Source organism: Mycolicibacterium cosmeticum, assembly GCF_000613185.1.
GTDB lineage: Bacteria > Actinomycetota > Actinomycetes > Mycobacteriales > Mycobacteriaceae > Mycobacterium > Mycobacterium cosmeticum.
Genome location: NZ_CCBB010000001.1, coordinates 823,039 through 841,094, shown reverse-complemented (window position 1 = coordinate 841,094; position 18,056 = coordinate 823,039). Strand labels below are relative to the sequence as shown.

The 18,056-nt window shown below is 68.5% G+C and carries 15 protein-coding genes and 1 tRNA gene; 7 read left to right on the top strand and 9 right to left on the bottom strand.

Going from position 1 to position 18,056, the window contains the following annotated elements:
• Positions 1–3 precede the first annotated feature (3 nt).
• The 3 genes from BN977_RS31320 to BN977_RS04005 form a co-directional block, all read right to left on the bottom strand.
• Positions 4–1,236, bottom strand: coding sequence for a hypothetical protein (locus tag BN977_RS31320; RefSeq protein ID WP_131590015.1), 1,233 nt, complete (start codon positions 1,234–1,236; stop codon positions 4–6).
• Positions 1,237–1,313: 77 nt separating this feature from the next.
• Positions 1,314–1,586: a hypothetical protein gene (locus BN977_RS04010; RefSeq protein ID WP_036396439.1), complete on the bottom strand. Its 273-nt coding sequence runs from the start codon at positions 1,584–1,586 to the stop codon at positions 1,314–1,316.
• Between the two features lie 31 nt (positions 1,587–1,617).
• Complete coding sequence (locus tag BN977_RS04005) at positions 1,618–3,054, bottom strand: DUF1254 domain-containing protein (protein ID WP_036398401.1); 1,437 nt, start codon at positions 3,052–3,054, stop codon at positions 1,618–1,620.
• Positions 3,055–3,148: 94 nt separating this feature from the next.
• Here BN977_RS04005 and BN977_RS04000 point away from each other — a divergent pair, with 94 nt between their 5' ends.
• Positions 3,149–4,126 carry an AraC family transcriptional regulator gene (locus BN977_RS04000; protein ID WP_306372227.1) on the top strand — a complete coding sequence of 326 codons (978 nt, stop codon included), beginning with the start codon at positions 3,149–3,151 and terminating at the stop codon, positions 4,124–4,126.
• 2 nt (positions 4,127–4,128) lie between these two features.
• Here the strand turns inward: BN977_RS04000 and BN977_RS03995 are convergent, their stop codons facing one another.
• Positions 4,129–4,422: a putative quinol monooxygenase gene (locus tag BN977_RS03995; protein ID WP_024452344.1), complete on the bottom strand. Its 294-nt coding sequence runs from the start codon at positions 4,420–4,422 to the stop codon at positions 4,129–4,131.
• A gap of 33 nt (positions 4,423–4,455) precedes the next feature.
• On the bottom strand, positions 4,456–6,672 hold the full coding sequence (locus BN977_RS03990) for a SpoIIE family protein phosphatase (RefSeq protein WP_234709496.1): 2,217 nt from the start codon (positions 6,670–6,672) through the stop codon (positions 4,456–4,458).
• Positions 6,673–6,892: 220 nt separating this feature from the next.
• On the opposite strand from BN977_RS03990, the gene BN977_RS03985 reads away from it, so the two are divergent.
• On the top strand, positions 6,893–7,282 hold the full coding sequence (locus BN977_RS03985) for an STAS domain-containing protein (protein ID WP_051561028.1): 390 nt from the start codon (positions 6,893–6,895) through the stop codon (positions 7,280–7,282).
• A 16-nt stretch (positions 7,283–7,298) separates the two neighbouring features.
• Here the strand turns inward: BN977_RS03985 and BN977_RS03980 are convergent, their stop codons facing one another.
• The 3 genes from BN977_RS03980 to BN977_RS03970 all read right to left on the bottom strand — a co-directional run bounded on the left by BN977_RS03980 (position 7,299) and on the right by BN977_RS03970 (position 9,625).
• Positions 7,299–8,723: an SDR family NAD(P)-dependent oxidoreductase gene (locus BN977_RS03980; RefSeq protein ID WP_036398399.1), complete on the bottom strand. Its 1,425-nt coding sequence runs from the start codon at positions 8,721–8,723 to the stop codon at positions 7,299–7,301.
• Between the two features lie 56 nt (positions 8,724–8,779).
• Complete coding sequence (locus BN977_RS03975) at positions 8,780–9,427, bottom strand: cutinase family protein (RefSeq protein ID WP_036396435.1); 648 nt, start codon at positions 9,425–9,427, stop codon at positions 8,780–8,782.
• Between the two features lie 122 nt (positions 9,428–9,549).
• Positions 9,550–9,625, bottom strand: a tRNA-Arg gene (locus BN977_RS03970).
• Between the two features lie 99 nt (positions 9,626–9,724).
• Between BN977_RS03970 and BN977_RS03965 the strand changes: the two genes are divergently transcribed.
• From BN977_RS03965 to BN977_RS03945, 5 genes are all read left to right on the top strand, one after another.
• Positions 9,725–10,165 carry a group I intron-associated PD-(D/E)XK endonuclease gene (locus tag BN977_RS03965; RefSeq protein WP_036396434.1) on the top strand — a complete coding sequence of 147 codons (441 nt, stop codon included), beginning with the start codon at positions 9,725–9,727 and terminating at the stop codon, positions 10,163–10,165.
• A gap of 117 nt (positions 10,166–10,282) precedes the next feature.
• Positions 10,283–11,752 carry a wax ester/triacylglycerol synthase family O-acyltransferase gene (locus tag BN977_RS03960; protein ID WP_036396431.1) on the top strand — a complete coding sequence of 490 codons (1,470 nt, stop codon included), beginning with the start codon at positions 10,283–10,285 and terminating at the stop codon, positions 11,750–11,752.
• A complete protein-coding gene (locus tag BN977_RS03955; RefSeq protein ID WP_024452337.1) occupies positions 11,749–13,248 on the top strand; it encodes an HAD-IB family hydrolase/lysophospholipid acyltransferase family protein in 1,500 nt (499 codons plus the stop codon). The genes BN977_RS03960 and BN977_RS03955 overlap by 4 nt, the downstream gene beginning before the upstream one ends.
• Positions 13,245–15,647, top strand: a complete 2,403-nt coding sequence (locus tag BN977_RS03950) for a glycerol-3-phosphate 1-O-acyltransferase (RefSeq protein ID WP_036396430.1) — start codon at positions 13,245–13,247, stop codon at positions 15,645–15,647. Before BN977_RS03955 ends, BN977_RS03950 begins: the two co-directional genes overlap by 4 nt.
• Before the next feature lie 24 nt (positions 15,648–15,671).
• Positions 15,672–17,699 (top strand): bifunctional copper resistance protein CopD/cytochrome c oxidase assembly protein, encoded by a 2,028-nt coding sequence (locus BN977_RS03945; RefSeq protein WP_051561026.1) that lies wholly within the window; start codon positions 15,672–15,674, stop codon positions 17,697–17,699.
• Here BN977_RS03945 and BN977_RS03940 read toward each other — a convergent pair.
• Complete coding sequence (locus BN977_RS03940) at positions 17,696–17,941, bottom strand: hypothetical protein (RefSeq protein ID WP_024452334.1); 246 nt, start codon at positions 17,939–17,941, stop codon at positions 17,696–17,698. The two genes, BN977_RS03945 and BN977_RS03940, sit on opposite strands and share 4 nt — an antisense overlap.
• Positions 17,942–18,056: the final 115 nt, after the last annotated feature.

Genomic DNA, 18,056 nt, shown 5'->3' with positions numbered 1-18,056 from the left:
GGATCACTTGCCGTGTGCGCCGTGGCCGTCCTTGGCGGCGCCGTCCTGATGCGGCGGCTTCGGTGTGAGGTTCTTGACCAGGTTGTGCACGGCGTTGCGCAGGTTCGACGCGGCGTCACGCACCGGGTTGGGTGGTGCGGTCTTGGGTGTCGCGGACGGCGTGTTCGTCGACGGCGCGCTCGTGGAGACAGTAGTGGTGTCGGGCTTGTCGGTGTCGGCCTTGGTGGTGGTGCCGCGTTTGGCGGCGGGCCCGTCGTCGCGTTGAGCCGTGGCGGGTGCGAGCGCTTTGGGCGTCGTGACCGCCACCGTCTTCGGCGCCAGGGCCGTGGCGGCCGTTGTGGATGGCGTCGTCGATGGTGGTGTGGCAGCGGATTCGGGCTTCGGTATTGCCCGGCCGGTGGTGACGGGCTGCGCGGCGGCGGCCCGGACGTCGTCGACCGCGGTCACCACGGCCTGGGCGACCACCTTGGCTGCGGCGACCACCACCCCGGCGGCGGTCCTGATCCCCGCGGCCAGCGCACGGACCGGGTTGCCGGAGGCGGCGAGTTCCTGCGCCACCGTATCGGGCACCTGGAAGACGCCGGCCAGGAAGTCGTTGAAGGCCGGGAAGATCACGGCCGCAGCCACATTGATGGCGCCCACCACCGCCACCTGCAACACGCCGCGCGGCATCACCGTCGGGGTGGGGTTGGGGACGAACGGCAGATTGAGCGCGTCGAAGGTGTCCTGGCGGGCCTTCTGCAGCGCCGTGGCGATTCCGGGCAGGCCGTCCTGGACGGCGGGTAACACATTCAGCAAGCCCACAACGCCGACTTCGAACGCGTTGAGCGCCCGCTGGGCCGGGATCGCGGCGTCGGCGTCGATGGCCTTCTGCGCGGCGGCCTCGGTCGGTCCGGTGACCGAAGCGGCCGCCGCCCCGATGGCCTTGAGTACATCACCGGCCGACAGCGCGGCGAGGAAGGTTCCCGGCGCCTGCAGGGCAGTGGTCACCGCCGTCACACCGGTCTGCGCGATCAGGGGACAGATGATCGAGCAGTAGACCGTTTGGTTGTGCAGGAAGCTGGTGATCAGCCCACCGGGTGGCACGGCGGCGGCCAGTCGGACCTCGCGCACCACCGTCGGTGGTATGGACGCCACCGTGACCGGGGTGAGCGGTGCGGCCACCACCGCGGCGGCGGTGACGGCGGCCATCCCGGCCGCAGCGAAATCGGTACGCAGGCTGATGGATCGCTGCATGGGTCTGCCCCCTACTGTGTCGCGTGGATGTAGGGGACACGGTGCGCGGTGCCGATCGGTTCAATCGGCCGCGCGCATCAGTTGCAGGGTTGGCCGGCGGGTGTGTAGTACGGCACTCCATCGGGCGTGTAGCAGGGCGGCAATCCCGCGGCGACCTGGGCCGCCACGTCGTCATCGGTGGCCAGCACGGCCCCGGCCGCCACATCGCCGGCGATGTGGGTGCAACCGCCGACGCTGACGTGCCGGCCACCGACGTCGCCGCACACCTCTGCGTGTCCGGGGGCAGCGGTGACGATCGGCGCGGCCAGTAGCGCCGACGCCGCGGTCAGGCCGAGCAGATGACGTTTCACGGGACCTCTTTTCGTCAGGAGTGCGGACACGTCACGGCACCGGCGTGACGGGCGGAACCTTCCAGGTGCCGTCGATGATCGACGGTGGCGTCTCCTGCGGCCAGTACATCCGCAGCATCAAGACGAAATCACCCTTGGGGGCCGGCAGCCAGTTGGCGGTCTTGTCCGGTGCCGGCGGGTCGGCCTGGATCAGCAGGTCGACCGACCCGTCCGGGTTGGTGGTCAGATTGTCACGCTGGCTGAGGGTGTATCGGTTGAGTGGATTGTCGACGAAGAAGTAGTCCGCGTCGTACATCGTCAGCGACCAGAAACCCTTCACCGGCGGTAGCTGTCCCTTGTCGAAATGCAGCAGGTACCGGGTGGCGCCGGTGTATTTGACGCCCTGCGACGGCCCTTCGGAGGTCGGGTACACCGCGTCCTGCGGCAGGTTGGCACCCAAACCGATGGCGGTGATGTACGCGCGTTGCAGATAGTTGGTGCCGTACGACCCGGTCTTGACGGTGAACAACCAGCCGTTCGCGAAGGTGTTGTCGCCCGCCGCGACACCATCTGTGGCCCACCCCATGATGGTTTTCTGCGCGGCTTTCGGCGCCGCCGCGAGGGCCGAGGCCACCGCGGGCTCCAGCTTGGCTGCGTCGAAATCCTGGCCGGGCACGATGCCCAGCTTCGCCAGCGTCTGCACCATCGGGGCGTCCGCGGTGGCCGGGGGATTGGCCTTGAGCAAGTTGGCGAAAACGCTGAAGAAGCCGGGTCCGTCGAGCGCGTTGACCTGTTCGCGGACAGCGGTTTTGGTGTCCACGGCCGGATTCACCACGCCGGGTGTCGGCGTGTAGGACTTGCCGTACGCCGACAGCGGCACGGCGTTGATCTGGTCCTGCAGCGCGTGCACCGCCGCGTAGTCCTGCGGGGTGCCGGTGCAGTAGATGCGCCCGAGCAGCCAGACCAGTGCGGTCGGGGACTTGTATTCGGTGACTCCGGGCGGCAGCGTGCCGGTCCAGCCGGGACCGGTGATGGCGAAGGTCTGCGCCTTGCCGCCGGTGGTCCGCTTACCAGGCGCCGCGAACACGTCGGTCCAACCGTCGAGCATCGGGAGCAGGAAGTACCGGTCACCCATATCGGGGACGCTGACGATCCACGGCTCCTTGGCGACGTCGAACCAGGCTTGGGTGTAGAGGGTGTCGGCATTGGGCGCGGTGACGGCCCGGAACTGTGCGTTCGGGTATTCACGCATCCGGACGAACTGGCCCATGGGTGCCGAAGTTCCCTGCGGAGCAACGGCGTTCGTCAACGAACGACGAGTGTACTCCATGGTGACCAGGGGATAGGCGTAGGTGTACGCGTCCCGCGCCGCGGCGGCCAGGTCGGTGTCACCGGCTGCTGCGCTTGTGCTGGAAGGTGCGGAGTTGTCCTTTTGTGCGCTGCATGCTCCCACCATGGCGATGACCGCCACCAGCGCCGCGAGTCCCATCAGTTTGTTCACCGGCCCACTATGCCCGCCGGTCGGGCGCGTCGCCTTGACTTCGGCGGACAATTTTTTGATCTTTGGCGACATGGAGTTGGTCATGGCGTCGTCGCTCACCGGTTACCGGGAACTCGTCGGCGAACTCGGTGCCGATGCCGATGCGCTGTTGCGGGAGAGCGGCATCCGCCCGGAGGATGCCGGCCACACCGACGTGTTCGTGTCGCTGCGCAGTGCCGTCGACGCCGTGGAACGGGCCGCGGCGGTCACGGGCGCCGCCGATTTCGGGCGCCGGCTGGCACTCCGTCAGACCATCGACATCCTGGGCCCGGTCGGGGTGGCCGCCCGTACCGCGGCGACGGTGGCGGAGGTGTTCCTGATCTTCGACAAGTTCGTCGCCGCCTACAGTCCGGGTATCGCGATCGACGTGCGCCCCGGGTTCGTCGACTGGAAGCTGCGTCTGGATCCGCTCCCGGCGCACCCGCACACCATCGAACTGTCCCTCGGCATCATTGTCGGGGTGCTGCGCAGCTTCCTCGGCGCGGACTACGCGCCACTGGAAGTGCACATCCCGCATCGACGCCTGACGTCGCCCGCCGGCTACCGGAGCTACTTCGGCTGCCCGGTGCGCGACGAGGCGTCGGCCTCCGGATTCCGGATGGACACCGCCGATCTGGCCCGGCCGCTGGATCGAGATGCGCAGACCCATCGGTACATCACCGGATACCTCGGCGACGCCCTGGGGGAGCGCACCACGTCGGTGGCGCGCTCGGTGGCTGACCTTGCCGGGCCGATGCTGCCGTCCGGGGCGGTCACCGTCGAGTTCGTCGCACGGCAATTCGGGCTGCATCCCAAGGCATTACAACGGCGTTTGAGCGCCGAGGGAACCACGTTCGCCGCGGTGCTCGACAGCGTGCGCCGCGAGATCACGGTGCGCTACCTGCGGGACACGGAGATGAGTCTGCTGCAGTTGAGCCGCCAACTCGGCTACGCCGAGCAAGCGGTGCTGACCCGCGCGTGCCAGCGGTGGTTCGGCGCGACGCCGTTGGCCTACCGCCGCAAGCTGCGCGACCAGACGTGAACTCAGACGTCGCTGGTGAGATACCGGGTCTTGACCGGCGGGGCGGCGACCAGGTTCGGCACCTCGGTCAACTTGCCTTCGCCGGCGCGGAAGGCGCGGTAGGCCTCGTCGGCCTCCACCGACTCCCACAGTTCGTAGATCACCCAGTGGCCTTCGTCGGCCTCGTCGATCAGCACATCGGTGCGGATGTTGCCGGGGAAGGCCCGGGTGTCCTTGAGCGCGCGGCCGAACACCTCCCGCGCGGTTGCCACGGACTCGGGCTTGAACTGCAATTCGAGGATCACGGTGACCGACATGGACGTCAACATACTCGCGTCGCGTCCCGTTGGTCATGGCCGGTGCACGGTGATGACGGTGACGTCGTCCTCGGTCTCGTGCGGAGCCACCGCGGTCGAAATCCGCAACGCCGAGAGCAACGCGGCACCGCTCAGCGCCTGGGCGAGCCGGTTCACACCGTCGTCGATGGTCGCACCGCGGCGCTCGACCAAGCCGTCGGAGTACATCACCAGGCCGCGGCCGTGGTCGATGGTGAAGGTGCTCGCCGTGTAGACGGCATTGCGCACACCGATCGGTGGCGACAGTCGGATCGGGGCAAGACCGATCACCGGGCCGGTGTGAAACGGCATCAGGTGCCCGGCCGAGGCCGCCTCGACCCGGCCCGAGTCGAGTTCGATCCGGGCCACGATCACCGTGGCGAAGGCGCGCGGCATCAAGTGCACACTGAAGGCATTGAGCCGGCTCAATGCCTCGGCCGGGGGTGCACCGCCGAACAGCTGCGAGCGCAAGGCGTTTCGCAATTGGGCCATCGCGCCGGCCGCGCTCAGGCCGTGCCCCGCCACGTCCCCGACCAGCACCACCAGCCGCCCGTCCGGCAGCTGGAACGCGTCGTACCAATCACCACCCACCCGGCCGCCGGCGGCGGGCCGATAGTCGGCGGACAACTCCCAGCCCGCGACGGTCGGGATCGACGCCGGAAGCAGGCTGCGCTGCATCACCTCGGCCAGATGTAACGCGCCGCGCGTGCGTCGGTACAACTCTTCCACCAGATGGCGGCGCAGCGCCTCGGCGGACTCGATCTGGATCGGTGTCCACGGTTCGCTGCACTTGTCCACGATCTCGCGCCAGCGGTCGAACGATTTGCGCGGGCTGAGCCGAATTCCGTCACCCTGCCGCACGGCGATCGCCTTGTTGTGTGGATCGCCGCCCCAGTCCACCGACCGCACCGCCTCGTGCCGGAACCAGATGACGTGCTGACCGTCGGGCAGGTTCAGGACCAGCGCGCCGGCCGCCACCGCCGGATCCAGTTCCAGCGTGGGAAGTTCACGGGACAGGCAGTCGGTGGTGACCACCTCCCCGGCGCCGCCACGCGCCCACGCGGCCACCGCACTCACCGTCTCGGGTGGCGGAACCGTCCCGAGCACGCGGTATTTGCCACCGACGCGGACGGCCGCACCGGCGGCCGGTACCAGGTCGAGCAGGCTGGGTGAGCCGAGCAGGGCGGCCGCCACGGGTTCGTCGTCGCTGCGCGATGCGTTGGTCAACGCCGCGAGCGTCGACTGCGTCGCCAACCGCTCCCGCAGTTGGTCCTCGTCGAAGCGATCCACCAGGCGCAGCGAGAGGGTGGATCCCAGGAACTCGGCCGCCGCGCGAGCGCCGTACGGGGGCAGATGCGGGCCCGCGTAGTGGTGACACGCGATCAGGCCCCACAACTTGCCTTGTCGCAGAAGCGAAATCGACATCGACGCCTGTACACCCATGTTCTGCAGGTATTCGATGTGAATCGGTGAGACGCTGCGCAGCGTGGCGTGCGTGAGATCGACCGGGGTGCCGCTGTCGGGGTCCAACGCCGGTACGAGCGGAGCCGGCGTGTAGCCGACATCCGAAATCAGGCGCAGCCAGTTCTTCTCGTACATCGCCCTGGCCTGCGCGGGAATGTCGCTGGCCGGATAGTGCAGGCCGAGAAACGAGTTCAAGTCGTCGCGTTTGCATTCGGCGACCACCTCGCCGTTGTAGTCCTGATCGTAGCGGTAGACCATCACCCGGTCGAAGCCGGTGAGGTCACGGACCGCGCGGGCGGCGGCGTCGTACAGTTCGGCGATCGAATGGGTCCGGTTGAGTTCTTCGACCGAGTTGCGCACCGCCTGGTACGTGTTGGGGAAGGAGAACGGCCTTGCGCCGTAAGCGATTTCGAGTTCGACGAGCAACACCCCGCCCGGCTCGCGGTGCAGCAACGCGTCGAAGGCGCGTGGCCGGCCCGCCACCTCGATCTCGAGCTCCAGGGGATTGCGCTGGCGCAGGTCACCGAACACCGCGGCGGCCTGTTGGATCTGGGCCGCCTGGTCGACGCCGATCAGGGCGGCCAGGTGGTGGCCAAGCACCTCGGGCACCGGCCTGCCGAGCACGTCGGCGACGTTGGCGCTGACCTGACGGATCTCGAAGCTGGGCTCGCGGACCACCGCCAGCACCCCGCGCGGCTGGATGCTCCCGGGGATGTGGATGGGCTCGCGGGCACAGTTGTCCAGGTCGATCGGTGTCCCGACGGGCACGAGGCCGTCGGTGGCGGTGCTGCCGGTGTCGGGATGCGAGATGAGAACCCCCAGGTGGTGTGGCGTGCGATGAGCTCGAGACTGCCAGGCTCCGGCTCGCCGATCGCATCGGGCACGGAAGTTACGTTAGGCTCTCAGAGAGTCGGCGTTCTAGCTTGTTCGGTTCAGACACCAGCCCGCGAGACATTGCGCCCCGAACCAATGCTTGGCGAGGTTTTCGATGCCCGACCTTACTTCCGACCACTTCGAACGCAGCCCGTCCCCGTTCATGTGTGCCCAGACCTGGCACGACACGACGGTGGTGATCGGCTGTTCCGGTGTCGTCGACATGCTGACGGCGCCCGACTTCACCCAGGTCATCGCGACGGCCCTGGAGAAGCAGCCGACCGCGATGATCATCGACCTGACCGAGATCAGCTTCTTCGCCTCGTGCGGGATGGCCACCTTGGTGGACACGCAGAATCAGGTGCCGCCGGACGTTCCGCTCATCGTCGTCGCCGACGGACCGGTGACCCGCCGTCCGCTGGAGCTCGTCGGCCTGGCGGCCGTGCTGACGATCCGCCCGACTCTGGACGACGCGTTCGAACAGCTGCCGGCCGGTCAGGCCTGACCGCCGCGCACCAGGTTCACCAGTCGCTGGGCCGGTAATCCTTCAGGAAGCAGCCGTACAGGTCTTCGCCGGCCTCGCCGCGCACGATCGGGTCGTAGACCCGGGCCGCACCGTCGACCAGATCCAGCGGCGCGTGGAAACCCTCGTCGGCCAGCCGCAGCTTGGTGGGATGCGGACGTTCGTCGGTGATCCAGCCGGTGTCGACGGCGGTCATCAGGATGCCGTCCTGCTCCAGCATCTCCTTGGCGCTGGTGCGGGTGAGCATGTTCAGCGCGGCCTTGGCCATGTTGGTGTGCGGGTGACCCGGCCCCTTGTACTTGCGGCCGAACTGCCCTTCCATCGCCGACACGTTCACGACGTACTTGCGCCGGGCAGGGGAGGCGGCCATCGCCGGACGCAGCCGGCTCACCAGGATGAACGGGGCGGTCTGGTTGCACAGCTGCACCTCGAGCAGCTCCATCGCGTCGACCTCGTGCACGCGTTGGGTCCAGCTGTTGACCGATGCCGTGTCCGGCAACAGGCCCCCGGCATCGATCGCGACGCCGGCCGCGATGCGTTCCGGTGACGCGCTGCGCGCGGTCAGCGCCAGCTCTGCCAGCGCGTGCGGGGTCTGGTGTTCGGCCAGGCTGCCGGCCAGGGCCGCCGGGTGGGCGTCGCTGACCCGGTCGAAGCTGACCACGTCGACCTGGGCCAGTTCGGCCGGCGGGGTGCGTTCGGCCTCGACCAGCGCCGAGTACGAGCCCGGGGCCCGGCGCACCGTCTGCGCCGCGTTGTTGATCAGGATGTCCAGCGGACCCTGCGCGGCGACCGTGTCGGCCAGCGCCACCACCTGCGCCGGGTCGCGCAGGTCGATGCCGATGATCCGCAGCCGGTGCAACCAGTCGGCGCTGTCGGGCATCGCGGCGAAACGCCGCACCGCGTCGTTCGGGAAGCGCGTGGTGATGGTGGTGTGCGCGCCGTCGCGCAGCAGCCGCAGCGCGATGTACATGCCGATCTTGGCGCGGCCGCCGGTCAGCAGCGCGGTCCGGCCGGTGAGGTCGGCGCGGGCGTCGCGTTTGGCATGGCTGAACGCCGCGCATTCGGGGCAGAGCTGGTGGTAGAAGGCGTCGACGACGGTGTGGTGCTTCTTACAGATGTAGCAGGCGCGCGACCGGATCAGGGTGCCCGCGGTCGCGCCGGTGGCCGCCGAGACCAGCGGCAGACCGGCGGTCTCGTCGTCGATCCGGCCCGGGGCGCCGGTGGCGGTCGCGGCGATCACGGCCTTGTCGGCGGCGGCGACGGCCTCGCGTGCGGCGGTGCGCCGCGCCTTGCGTACCGCCTTGAAGATGCCCGCCGTCGCGCGCCGCACGGCAACCGCGTCGGGGTGCTCGGGCGGCAACGATTCGACCTCGGCCAGCACCTGCAGGCAGGTGCTCAGCTTCTCCGGATCGATCGCGGTCACCGTGAAAGGGTGCCAGCTGGCCCGAATGCGCGGCAAATCGGCGTCGAGGGCCTTCCTCACACCCGCGCGGCGACGAAACCGGCAGCTTGACCGGGGTAGGGCGGTGCCTCGTAATTGCTGTGGGCGGCGCGGTCCCTGGCACCGGCGGAGCAGATCGGGTCGCCGGCGCTGCACAGGTCGATCGTGCGGCCCGCAAACTGCCCGCTGCTGGACAGCGGAGTGCCGAACCGCGCGCCCGGATTGCCGAAGACCGCGACCGCCGCCACGTTGCCGGCCAGCCCGGGATCGAGGGCGGGCGCCGAACCGATGCTGCCGATCCGGTCACCGACCGGCGGGACACCGGCGAGCATCGACACCGCCGAGGCGCCCTGCGAGAAGCCGCCGAGCACGATTCGGGTGCCGGGGCATTGGTCGGCCATCCAGGCAATGTGGCCGCGGGCGTCGTCGGCGCCCACGCCGGTGGTCAGAAAGTTGTAGCTGGCAGGGTAATTCACCGCGTATGCGCCCAGGGTGCGGCCGCCCAGCATCGGCTGCAGCGCGGCGAACAGCGCGTCGCCGACCCGGCCCATTCCCGGCGGCTCGGCGGTGCCGCGCGCGAAGACGAGCTCGACATCGGGGCAGACGTCGGCGGCCGCCACTCCGGTGGGGCCCGCCGCGAGCACGGCGGCAGAAAGGGCTGCAGCGACGACCAGCTGAGCCGCCATGGCACGGGCATTCACGAAGTCAGGGTGACATAACCGGGATGGCCGTCTGTGCCGAAACGGATTTGTCGGACCCTCGAGCTATGTTGCGGTCACTGGGAAACGGCACCGCCATTGAACGAGATTGGTACCCCCGACAGGATTCGAACCTGCAACCTACCGGGTAGAAGCCGGCTGCGCTATCCGTTGCGCCACGGGGGCAAAGCACGGACGCACCGTAATTTACACGCCGCGGACGCCGTATCTCACCACCTGCCGCCCGCTTTGCCGGGGTGCGCCGAATCCGACGGAAAGACGTGGATGGCTCGACACCACACCAAAGACAAAGGCGACCTCGGCGTCGCCAAAGCGCACGCCGACCTCGTCGCCAAGGGGTTCGACGTGCTGTTCCCCGCCACGGAGCATGCGCCGTTCGACCTCGTCGCGCACTCGGACGGGATCTTTCACCGCATCCAGGTGAAATACCGGTCGGCGCCGTCGGGTGTCGTGAGCGTCAACCTCCGGTCCACCTGGTCCGACCGCCACGGGGTGCACAGCACACCGATCGACAAGAACTCCGTCGACACGATCTGTATCTACTGCCCGGAGACCGACCAGTGCTACTACCTCCGGCCGGCCGACCACAACGCATCCGTGACACTCCGGATCACGCCGGTCAAGAATGGTCAGCAGAAACGGATCCTCAATGCCGCCGATCACCGCGAGCTGCCCGGGACCGCCCAACATCGGGCCTCGGCCTGACGCCGGTGCGGTGCCCCAGTTACAGCTACGAAAGCCCCGTCGCGCCACCGCGGCGCGGACTAGCGTGGACGCTGCATGGCGGCCGACGGAGAGCGCCATGCAGGAGGAGTGCGCGCGATGAGCAACGTGCCGTTGGATGCGGCGGGGCTGCCCCAGAAACTGAACGGCGTCGACACACTGCTGCACCGCGGCGAGGCCAACCCACGAACCCGCTCGGGGATCATGGGCGTCGAACTGCTCGACCTCACCCCCGACTGGGAGCAGTTCCGCGCGGTGTTCGAGCAGGCTTCGCGCAAGGTGCTGCGGCTACGCCAGAAAGTGGTGATGCCGACCCTGCCGACGGCGTCCCCGCGCTGGGTGGTGGACCCCGACTTCAACCTGGACTTCCACGTGCGTCGGGTCCGCGCGCCCGAGCCCGGCACGCTCCGCCAGGTGCTCGACCTGGCCGAGGTGGCGCTGCAGACGCCGATGGACATCACTCGCCCGCTGTGGACGGCCACCCTCGTCGAGGGCCTCGCCGACGGCCGGGCCGCCACCATCCTGCACCTCAGTCACGCCGTCGCCGACGGCGTCGGCAGCGTCGAGATGTTCGCCAACATCTACACCCTGGAACGGGACACCCCGATCGGTGAGCTTGCGCCCCTGCCGATTCCGCAGGATCTGTCGTCCAACGACCTGATGAAAATGGGTATCAACCGGCTACCCATGAAGATCACCAACAGCGTGCTGGGGCTGCTCGGGGGTGCGGTGCACGCGGTCACCAATGTCGTGCGTGACCCGGCCGCCACGGTCAGCGGTGTCGTCGACTATGCGCTGTCGACCGCCCGGGTGTCCCGGCCGGTGGCCGACCATTCACCGTTGTTGCGGCGGCGCAGCCTGTCCTCCCGCAGCGAGGCCATCGACATGGTGTTCTCCGACTTCCATCGGGCGGCCAAGACTGCCGGCGGTTCCATCAACGACGCGTACCTGGCCGGTTTGTGCGGTGCGCTGCGGCACTACCACGAGGCCAAGGGCATCCCGATCGAGACGCTGCCGATGGCGGTCCCGGTGAATCTGCGCGCCGAAGACGATCCGGCCGGCGGGAACCGTTTTGCCGGAATCAATCTCGCGGCGCCGGTCGGTATCGCCGACCCCGAGCGGCGGATCAAGGCGATCCGTTCGCAGATGACCGACAAACGCGAGGAACGCGCCATGGACATGGTCGGCACCCTGGCGCCGTTCGTCAGTTTCCTGCCCGACGCGGTCCTCGAGTCGGCGGCCGGCTCGGTGGTCAACTCCGACGTGCAGGCCAGCAACGTGCCGGTGTATCCCGGCGACACCTTCATCGCGGGCGCAAAGGTGTTGCGGCACTACGGGCTCGGTCCGCTACCCGGCGTGGCGATGATGACCGTGCTGGTGTCGCGCGGCGGTTACATCACGGTCACCACCCGCTATGACCGGGCCGCCTTCGTCGACGACGAATTGTGGGCCGACTGCCTGCTGCTGGGTTTCGACGAGATCCTGGCTCTCGGTGGGGAGGGGCGCGCCGTGGCGGCATCCTTCACCGCACCGGAAACTGTGTCGCCGAACGGAAGCGCCGATAAATGACTGAGGCACGCCTGCCCGGGACCGTCGCCGAGATCGAGGCCAGCCCGCCCGGGCCCGAGGTCGGCGCGTTCTTCGATCTGGACGGCACCCTGGTGGCCGGGTTCACCGGCGTACTGATGACCCAGGACCGGCTGCGCCGCGGGCAGATGAGCGTTGGTGAGTTCATCGGCATGGTGCAGGCCGGGCTCAACCATCAGCTGGGCCGCTCGGAGTTCGAGGACCTGATCGGCAAGGGCGCGCGGATGTTGCGCGGCAACTCGTTGTCGGATCTGGACGAACTGGGGGAGCGGCTGTTCGTCCAGCACGTGCGTAACCGCATCTACCCCGAGATGCGGTCGATCATCAGGGCACACATGGCGCGTGGGCACACCGTGGTGCTGAGCTCCTCGGCGCTGACCGTGCAAGTGGAACCCGTCGCTCGCTTCCTCGGTATCGACAACGTGCTGTGCAACGAGTTCGAGGTGGACGACGACGGTCTGATCACCGGCGAGGTGAAGCAGCCGATCATCTGGGGTCCGGGTAAAGCGCATGCGGTGCAGCGCTTTTCGGCAGCCAACGGAGTGGACCTGACCAAGAGCTATTTCTACGCCGACGGCGACGAGGACGTCGCGCTGATGTACGTGGTCGGCAATCCGCGGCCCACCAACCCCGGCGGCAAACTGGCCGCCGTCGCCCTCAAGCGCGGCTGGCCGATCCTGCGATTCCGCAGCCGCAGTGGCAGCAGCCCGGTTGCGCAATTGCGCACACTGGCCGGCCTGGCCACCATCCCGACGGTGGCGGCCGGCGCGGTCGGGCTGGGATTGCTCACCCGCAACAAACGCGTGGGGGTCAATTTCTTCACCTCGAACTGGAGCAAGCTGCTGATGCTGACCACCGGCATCGAGCTCAACGTGCTGGGCGAGGAGAACCTCACCGCACAACGGCCGGCGGTGTTCATCTTCAACCACCGCAACCAGGCCGACCCCTTCATTGCCGGCAGGTTGGTCCGGGACAACTTCACCAGCGTCGGAAAAAAGGAGCTCGAGCGCAACCCGCTGATGGGTCCACTGGGCAAGGTAATGGACGCCGCGTTCATCGACCGCGACGACACCCAGGCCGCGATCGAAGGCTTGCACAAGGTCGAAGAGCTTGCGCGTAAAGGAATTTCGATCATGATCGCCCCGGAGGGCACCCGGCTGGACACCACCGAGGTCGGCCCGTTCAAGAAGGGTCCGTTCCGCATCGCGATGGCGGCGGGCATCCCGATCGTGCCGATCGTGATCCGCAATGCGGAGGTCATCGCGGCGCGGGATTCCAACACCTTCAACGCCGGCAACGTCGACGTCGCGGTGTTCCCGCCCATCTCCACCGACGACTGGACCCCGGAGAACCTGACCGAGCGAATCGCCGAGGTCCGCCAGCTCTATCTCGACACCTTGTCGGCCTGGCCGCGTGATCAGCTGCCGGAGGTTCCGCTGTACAAGCGCGCAGCCGATGCCCAGGAAGATCATTCATGACAAGGCTTTCCACCCACATCGAGGGCTTCAGCCCGACGGGTGACACGTTGGTGCTCGCCTCGGTCGGTTCGCCGGCCGAGCAGGAACTGCTCAGGGACTGGCTGGCGCAGCAGCGCCGGGAACGCCCCGAGGCCCGCGTCGAGGTGTTACACCTGCCGGACTCCGACGAACCGCCACCGACCGTGCTGGCTCAGCTGGTCGAGAAGCTGTCCGCCGACCCGGACCGGTCGGTGGTGCCGGTGCGGGTGTTCTGGGTGCCGGGCGGGCTGCCCACCCGGTCCAAGGTGGTGGCGCTCATCTCCGGCCGGGATACCTACCGCCCGCCGGAACTACTGCAGCGCCGCATCCTGCGCAAAGACGCGTCACGGGCCCGGGTGGTCGCCGGTGAGCCGGCCAAGGTGTCCGAGCTGCGTCAACAGTGGAACGACACCACCACCGCCGAGAACCCGCGTGAGTTCGCCCGCTTCGTGCTCCGGCGCGCCATCCTGGCCATCGAACGGGTGGAGCTGCGACTGCTGGGCCCGGAGTACAAATCGCCGCGCCTGGTCAAACCGGAGATGTTGGCATCGGCCCGTTTTCGGGAAGGGCTGGACAAGATTCCCGGGGCGACGGTGGAGAAGGCCGGCGAGATGCTCGACGAACTGTCCACCGGGTGGAGCCGCTTCTCGGTGGACCTCATCCCCACCTTGGGCCGGGCCATCTTCAGCCGGGGCTTCGACCCGAACATCGACTACGACCGCGACGAGATCGAGACGATGCGCCGCGCCCTTGAGATCCATCCGGCGGTCCTGCTGTTCTCGCATCGCTCCTATCTGGACGGGGTGATCGTCCCGGTCGCCATGCAGGAGAACCGGTTACCGCCGGTGCACACCTTCGCCGGGATCAACCTGTCGTTCGGGGTGATGGGCCCGCTGATGCGGCACTCGGGCGTGATCTTCCTGCGCCGCAAGCTCGACGACCCGTTGTACAAGTACGTGCTGCGGCAGTACGTCGGTTATATCGTGGAGAAACGATTCAACCTGAACTGGTCCATCGAGGGCACCCGCTCGCGGACCGGAAAGATGTTGCCGCCCAAGCTCGGTCTGCTGTCCTATGTCGCCGATGCCTACCTGGACGGCCGCAGTGAGGACATCTTGCTGCAACCGGTGTCCATCAGTTTCGACCAGCTGCACGAGACCCAGGAGTATGCGGCGTACGCCCGCGGCGGTGAGAAGACGCCGGAAGGGCTGAGCTGGCTGTACAACTTCGTCAAGGCCCAGGGCGAGCGCAATTACGGCAAGATCTATGTGCGCTTCCCCGAGGCCGTCTCGATGCGCCAGTACCTGGGGGAGCCGGGCGGCCCGATGAACGGTCGGGGCGAGCGAAGCGACGGGATGAACGGTCGGGGCGAGCGAAGCGACGGGATGAACGGCACCCCGGACGCCAAACGCCTGGCGATGCAGAAGATGGCGTTCGAGGTCGCCTGGCGCATCCAGCAGGTCACCCCGGTCAACGCCACCGGGCTGGTATCGGCGCTGCTGCTCACCACCCGCGGTGTCGCGCTGACCCTGGGGCAGCTGCACCGCACCTTCGGTGACTCGCTGGATTACCTGGAGCGCAAGGGCATTCCGATGACCAACAGTGCCCTGCGGTTGCGCACGGTCGACGGGGTGCGGGCCGCCGTGGACGCGTTGTCCGGCGGGCATCCGGTGACCCGGATCGACGGCGGCCGCGAGCCGGTGTGGCGGATCGCGCCGGAGAACGAACACGAGGCGGCCTTCTACCGCAACACCCTCATCGCGTCCTTCCTGGAAACGTCGATCATCGAATTGGCGCTGGCGCACGCAGCCCGTGCCGAATCCGATCACCTGGAGGTGTTCTGGGCGCAGACCGCGCGGTTGCGGGATCTGCTGAAGTTCGAGTTCTACTTCGCCGATTCGGCGACGTTCCGCGACAACCTGACCAAGGAGATGTCGTGGACGCAGGACTGGGAAGAGCAGATCGCCTCGGGCCGCGAGGGTATCGAGGCGCTGCTGCGGGCCAAGCGCCCGCTGCTCGGTTCGGCCATGTTGCGTCCGTTCGTGGAGGCCTACGAGATCGTCGCCGATGTGCTGCGCGACGCCCCGGCGGACATCTCCGAGAAGGAGTTGACGAAGTTGGCGCTCGGCGTCGGCCGTCAGCAGGTGGCCCAGGGCAGGGTGCGAAGCAACGAGTCGGTGTCGGCGTTGCTGTTCGCGACCGCTCGTCAGGTGGTGGCCGACCAGAACCTGCTAGGGCGGGCACCCGACCTGTCGCAGCGGCGAGCCGACTTCCTGCAGGAGCTACGGGACATCCTGACCGATATGGACACCGTGGAGGCCGGCTCCCGGGCCCAGTTCGTCGAACGCGAGAAAGCGGCCCGGCACGCCGCTGAGGCCTGAAGGCCACCCCATACGCTGGAGGGCATGACTGCCCAGCGAGGAGCCGACGGCGGACCCCGCGTGACCGCGCCACACGGTGCCGTATGGCCCGTTCTGTTCGGTGTCGCGGTGCTGGCCGGCGCCGTCGCGGCCGGGCTGGGCGGGTTGTCGCTGGCCGATGCCCTGACGGCCACCGGCCTGCCCGATCCGGGTCCGGTCACCACCTATGGCCTGCCGTTCGTCCGGGCGGCGGGGGAGATCGCCGCCGCCGTCGCCGTCGGTTCGTTCCTGCTGGCCGCGTTCCTGGTGCCGCCGCAGGCCAGCGGGGTGCTCGACGTCGCGGGGTACCGCGCCCTGCGGGCGGGCACCCTGGCGTCGGGCGTCTGGACGGTGTGCGCGGTGCTGCTGGTGCCCCTGACGGTGTCCGATATCACCGGCCAGCCGCTGCTCAGCAAGCTTGGTTTGGCCGATATCTGGTCGGTGGCCGGCCTGGTCGAGACCGCGGGGACCTGGCGGTGGACCGCCCTGTTCGCCGCGGTGGTCACCGTGGTGAGCATCCCGGTGCTGCGGTGGTCGTGGACGCCGGTGCTGTGCGCCGGGGCCGTGTTCACCCTGGTGCCGCTGGCGTTGTCCGGGCATTCCTCGGCCGGCGGCTCGCATGACCTGGCCACCAACAGCCTGTTCATCCACCTGGTCGCCGGGGTGGTGTGGGCCGGCGGGCTGTTGGCGCTGTGGGCGTTGGCGGTCCGCGGTGGCGCGCACACCGATCTGGCCGCGCGACGGTTTTCGGCGGTCGCCCTGTGGTGTTTCGTGGCGATGGGATTCTCCGGCGTCATCAACGCCTTCGTCCGGGTGCGTCCCGGCGACCTGCTACACAGCAGCTACGGCTGGCTGATCATCGGCAAGGTGGCCGCCCTGCTGGTGCTCGGGGGGCTCGGATACTGGCAACGGCGCAGTGCGGTCCGCGCGCTGGCCGTCGACCCGCAGGACCGGCGACCGTTGATCAGGCTGGCACTGGTCGAGTCGCTGGTGTTCGGTGTCACCTTCGGGATCGCCGTCGCGCTGGGCCGCACGCCGCCGCCACCGCCGCCGGTGGCCAACCCGTCGGTCACCGCGGTGGAGATCGGCTACGACCTGGCCGGCCCACCGACGGTGGCGCGCATCCTGTTCGACTGGCGGTTCGACCTGATCTTCGGCACCGCAGCCATCCTGTTCGCCGCCGTCTATGTGGCCGGGGTGATCCGGCTACGCCGACGCGGCGACGCGTGGCCCGCCGGCCGGACCATCGCCTGGCTGTGCGGCTGCGCGGTGCTGCTGTTCGCGACGTCGTCGGGGTTGGGCCGGTACATGCCGGCGATGTTCAGCATGCACATGGGCGCGCACATGCTGCTGTCGATGCTCTCGCCCGTGCTCCTGGTGCTCGGGGCTCCGGTGACGCTGGCGCTGCGCGCGCTGCCGACCGCCGGCCGTGGCGCCCCGCCGGGCATGCGGGAATGGCTGCTGGCCGCACTGCACAGCCGGGTGTCGCAGGTGCTCACCAATCCGTTCGTGGCCACGGCCTTGTTCGTCGGCGGCTTCTACGGCCTGTATTTCGGCGGCATCTTCGACGCGGTGGCCGGGATCCACGCCGCACACGTGGCGATGAACCTGCACTTCCTGCTGTCCGGCTACCTGTTCTACTGGGTCGTCATCGGGATCGATCCGACCCCGCGGCCCCTACCGGCGCTGGGCAAGCTGGGCATGGTGTTCGGCTCGCTGCCGCTGCACGCCTTCTTCGGCGTGGTGCTGATGGGCACCCAGACCGTGATGGCCGAGGGCTTCTACAAATCACTGCAGCTGGGATGGCACACCGACCTGCTCGGCGACCAGCGTCTCGGCGGCGGGATCGCCTGGTCGGCCGGTGAGGTGCCGCTGGTGCTGGTCATGCTCGCGCTGCTGATCCAGTGGCGGCGCAGCGACGACCGCACCGCCAAGCGGCTGGACCGGGCCGCCGACCGGGACGAGGACGCCGACCTGGCCGCCTACAACGCGATGCTGGCCAAGCTGGCCGAGCAGGAGTCCGGTCGAAGCTAGCCGGGCAGGCCCTGCTCCTCGGTGGGCAGCGGTGCGGGACCGGTGATCTGCGGTGCCGCGCTCATCATCGGCGGACGCACCTCGGCCGGCGCGCCGGGGGTGTTCGTGACGGTCACACCGGTTTCCATGCCCGCCGCCGAGTGCATATCCGGCGACGACAGCGTGGCGGTGCCGGCCAGAGCGGCCAGTGCCACCGCGCTGGCGGCCGCACCGATCAAGGACGCGAGAGTCAGACCCTTCATATTCGTTCCCCTATGTACTTTTGCGTCAATTTGTGTGGGCCGGGGCGGTCGGTGCCGCCTCGCGCAGGCCCTTTCTTATACAAGAAGTTATATAGGTTAACGAACGGAAAGTCCA

What these genes read in the sequence shown, in the direction of transcription:
- BN977_RS03940 (WP_024452334.1), bottom strand. Translation starts at nt 17,941, where the DNA reads ATGAAGGGTCTGACTCTCGCGTCCTTGATCGGTGCGGCCGCCAGCGCG.
- BN977_RS04000 (WP_306372227.1), top strand. Translation starts at nt 3,149, where the DNA reads ATGGCGTCGTCGCTCACCGGTTACCGGGAACTCGTCGGCGAACTCGGT.
- BN977_RS03960 (WP_036396431.1), top strand. Translation starts at nt 10,283, where the DNA reads ATGAGCAACGTGCCGTTGGATGCGGCGGGGCTGCCCCAGAAACTGAAC.
- BN977_RS03965 (WP_036396434.1), top strand. Translation starts at nt 9,725, where the DNA reads ATGGCTCGACACCACACCAAAGACAAAGGCGACCTCGGCGTCGCCAAA.
- BN977_RS31320 (WP_131590015.1), bottom strand. Translation starts at nt 1,236, where the DNA reads ATGCAGCGATCCATCAGCCTGCGTACCGATTTCGCTGCGGCCGGGATG.
- BN977_RS04005 (WP_036398401.1), bottom strand. Translation starts at nt 3,054, where the DNA reads ATGGGACTCGCGGCGCTGGTGGCGGTCATCGCCATGGTGGGAGCATGC.
- BN977_RS03975 (WP_036396435.1), bottom strand. Translation starts at nt 9,427, where the DNA reads ATGGCGGCTCAGCTGGTCGTCGCTGCAGCCCTTTCTGCCGCCGTGCTC.
- BN977_RS03985 (WP_051561028.1), top strand. Translation starts at nt 6,893, where the DNA reads ATGCCCGACCTTACTTCCGACCACTTCGAACGCAGCCCGTCCCCGTTC.
- BN977_RS03945 (WP_051561026.1), top strand. Translation starts at nt 15,672, where the DNA reads ATGACTGCCCAGCGAGGAGCCGACGGCGGACCCCGCGTGACCGCGCCA.
- BN977_RS03955 (WP_024452337.1), top strand. Translation starts at nt 11,749, where the DNA reads ATGACTGAGGCACGCCTGCCCGGGACCGTCGCCGAGATCGAGGCCAGC.
- BN977_RS03995 (WP_024452344.1), bottom strand. Translation starts at nt 4,422, where the DNA reads ATGTCGGTCACCGTGATCCTCGAATTGCAGTTCAAGCCCGAGTCCGTG.
- BN977_RS03950 (WP_036396430.1), top strand. Translation starts at nt 13,245, where the DNA reads ATGACAAGGCTTTCCACCCACATCGAGGGCTTCAGCCCGACGGGTGAC.